Annotated in this window: 2 protein-coding genes; both read left to right on the top strand. The window is 33.5% G+C overall.

Annotation, left to right across the window (positions count from 1 at the left end):
* Positions 1 to 549 precede the first annotated feature (549 nt).
* Positions 550 to 786, top strand: coding sequence for a DUF5340 domain-containing protein (locus AFK68_RS03550; RefSeq protein WP_371357215.1), 237 nt, complete (start codon positions 550 to 552; stop codon positions 784 to 786).
* Positions 787 to 1,448: 662 nt separating this feature from the next.
* Positions 1,449 to 2,606 carry an alanine--glyoxylate aminotransferase family protein gene (locus tag AFK68_RS03555; protein ID WP_094671623.1) on the top strand — a complete coding sequence of 386 codons (1,158 nt, stop codon included), beginning with the start codon at positions 1,449 to 1,451 and terminating at the stop codon, positions 2,604 to 2,606.
* Positions 2,607 to 2,909 lie beyond the last annotated feature (303 nt).

A 2,909-nucleotide genomic window follows, 5' to 3' on the forward strand; every position in this document is an offset into this window, starting at 1 on the left:
TTATTAAGTAATTAAACTAAGATAATTACTTTTTTGTTAGAAAAGAGCAATTTTAGCATTAATTATTCTTGTTTGTACGGACGTTGCATAACAAAAATGCGTTTTCCGTCCCGGAATGCTCCGCTTTGCGTCAGCAAAACGTCCCTACCTCCCCTACTCCCCTACTTCAATCAAATGTAGAAAAGTTTTTGAGAAATGGTATTACTTAGGGCTTACCTAGACTATTTCTAAAATTCTTTCTTTAAATTGTTATATAAATAGGTGGGTTTAATTATCCATAAAATAGTGAAGAAGATTCAAAACAGTAAAAATTTCTTAAAAAGTCATTTCTGACTTCATTTTCTGATTTTTCTTTTTAACCTTTATTTATGCCCACCTACTTAGCATTTATCAAGTAGGTGCTATTTCCGTAGGAAATCTTTTTGTCAGTAAAATCTACCCTGTATTAAGGCTTAATTTTTAATTTTATAGATACCCTCTCAAACAAACGAATTTTGTAACTCATTCTTTATAGGAATTGCTATAATAAAAGTCCCTAATAGATATTTTATGATGGAACCAATACCACTCCCCTCTCGTATTCATTATGAACTACTACTTCAGTTATTAGAAAAAAATACAATCTTAGCAGTAGATTATCATACGACAAAGTATCAAAAAGTTCAAGAACTTATTGTGACAGTTAGAAAAGCTTTAGCACTGCAAAAACAGTTAGAAGAAAATTGCAAACAAGCAAATTTATCAATAGAATATCACTGGTCTCTCAATGAAGCTGAAAAATATTAACGGATATATAGCAATCATATTTCAGTCGTAAGATTTGAGTGCTAATTAGAAGTCAGAAGATCAAACGATTGTGATTGATATTTAATGTTATTAAACATCTCATAAATCGTTCCTGATTACTATAGCAATATTAGGCATTGGTAAAGAACATATATGATGCCTGAAATTAGAGATAGGGAGTAGGAAGAAGTTGTAATAAAATGCCTAGGAAATAATGTAGGGTAAGGGGTGAATATTTATTATTCGTACAATTATTATGCAAAACCCTATATTAAATTTGACTGAATTTAGTAATACTAAAATTGAAATCGAAGGGTTTTAAAATATGAATCCCAAGTTAAGTGACTTATGACTATACGAACTAGGATTTGCTGAAAAAAATTTTGATTCCTAAAACAGCAGGATTTTCTTAAGTGTTCATACTTGATTCAAAGACTTAACTAGAGTAAAAAAATTAGCTAAAAATTACTGAACTAAATTAATAATTTAAAATCAAATAACTATTCGAGAATTAATAAAAAAATAAAATACTAAAATTTGCCAAATTTCCCAAATTTCCAAGTTCAGTAATCTTAAAGAAAAAGTAAGCTTTTTCTGTGACACACTTCTGTATAAATGAACATAGACAACGATCAAGTAAAACACAACAAAGGAACAAAAAAATGGATGATAAACTGATGTTAATGATTCCTGGGCCAACTCCAGTGCCAGAAACAGCATTACTAGCAATGGCTAAACATCCAATAGGCCATAGAAGTGGTGACTTTTCCAAAATTATGGCAGAGGTGACAGAAAACCTCAAATGGCTCCATCAAACCAAAAATGATGTGCTAATTTTGGCATCTAGTGGAACTGGAGCAATGGAAGCAGGTATAATTAACTTCCTAAGTCCAGGCGATCGTGTACTATGTGGATGTAATGGTAAATTTGGCGATCGCTGGGCAGAAGTGGCCACAGCTTATGGTCTCCAAGTTGAGAAAATTACAGCAGAGTGGGGCAAACCTCTAGATACGGAACAATTTCGTCAAAAGCTAGAAGCAGATAAAGACAAGCAAATTAAAGCAGTCATCCTTACTCATAGCGAAACTTCTACAGGTGTTTTAAATGATATTGAAACTATTAATAGTTATGTTAAAGCTCATGGTGAAGCTTTGATTATTGTAGATGCTGTAACCAGTCTTGGGGCAGTTAATTTACCAATAGATGAGTTAGGTCTTGATGTTGTTGGATCTGGTTCTCAGAAAGGTTACATGATACCTCCTGGTTTAGCTTTTGTAAGTGTGGGAGCTAAAGCATGGACTGCTTATGAAACAGCTAAGTTACCACGTTACTATCTTGACTTAGGTAAGTATCGTAAAGATGGAGCTAAAAATACGACACCTTTTACTCCACCAGTAAATCTATTCTTTGCTTTGCAAGCTACCCTGAGAATGATGCAAGCTGAAGGATTAGAAAATATTTTTGCTCGACACGAGCGTTTAAAGAATGCAACTCGTTCAGCAGTCAAGGCTTTAGGTTTGCCCTTACTTGGTCCAGATACAGTAGCTAGTCCTGCTGTTACAGCAGTTGCTCCGCCACCAGAAGTAGAGGCAGAAAAAGTCCGAGCTATTATGAAAAAACGTTTTGATATTGCTTTAGCTGGTGGACAAGACCATCTGAAAGGAAAAATTTTCCGTATTGGACATTTAGGCTTTGTCTGTGAAAGAGACATTCTGAATGCGATCGCTGCTTTAGAAGCTAGTTTGGGAGAATTGGGATATAAATCTTTTACTCCAGGGGCTGGAGTAACTGCGGCTTCTAAAGTTTTAATTGAATCATAATTAAATTGGTAGTTTAGTAGTTAGTAGTAAATTGTGAATATTGAAGATATTAATCGTCAAATTGAGTGTTTACTACTAGCTACGTCTTGAAAAATCAAATTTCACTATTTTTATTAAGTTGAAATGTAGTTTTTAATTAGGGCTTGCTGATTAAACCTAAAAGTATTTACATATAAAGGTTTTAGCATTTTTAGGTCAGTAATTAAAGTACGCCTGTTTCAGCTCTTAATGCACGGTTCCCGAAAAATCAAAAAGTTAGTATTTTCGCTGCTGAGTATAGCAAAAAAATTACTCCTCCCCTAC

Origin of the sequence: Hydrocoleum sp. CS-953, from assembly GCF_002260545.1 — a bacterium.
GTDB lineage: Bacteria > Cyanobacteriota > Cyanobacteriia > Cyanobacteriales > Microcoleaceae > Trichodesmium.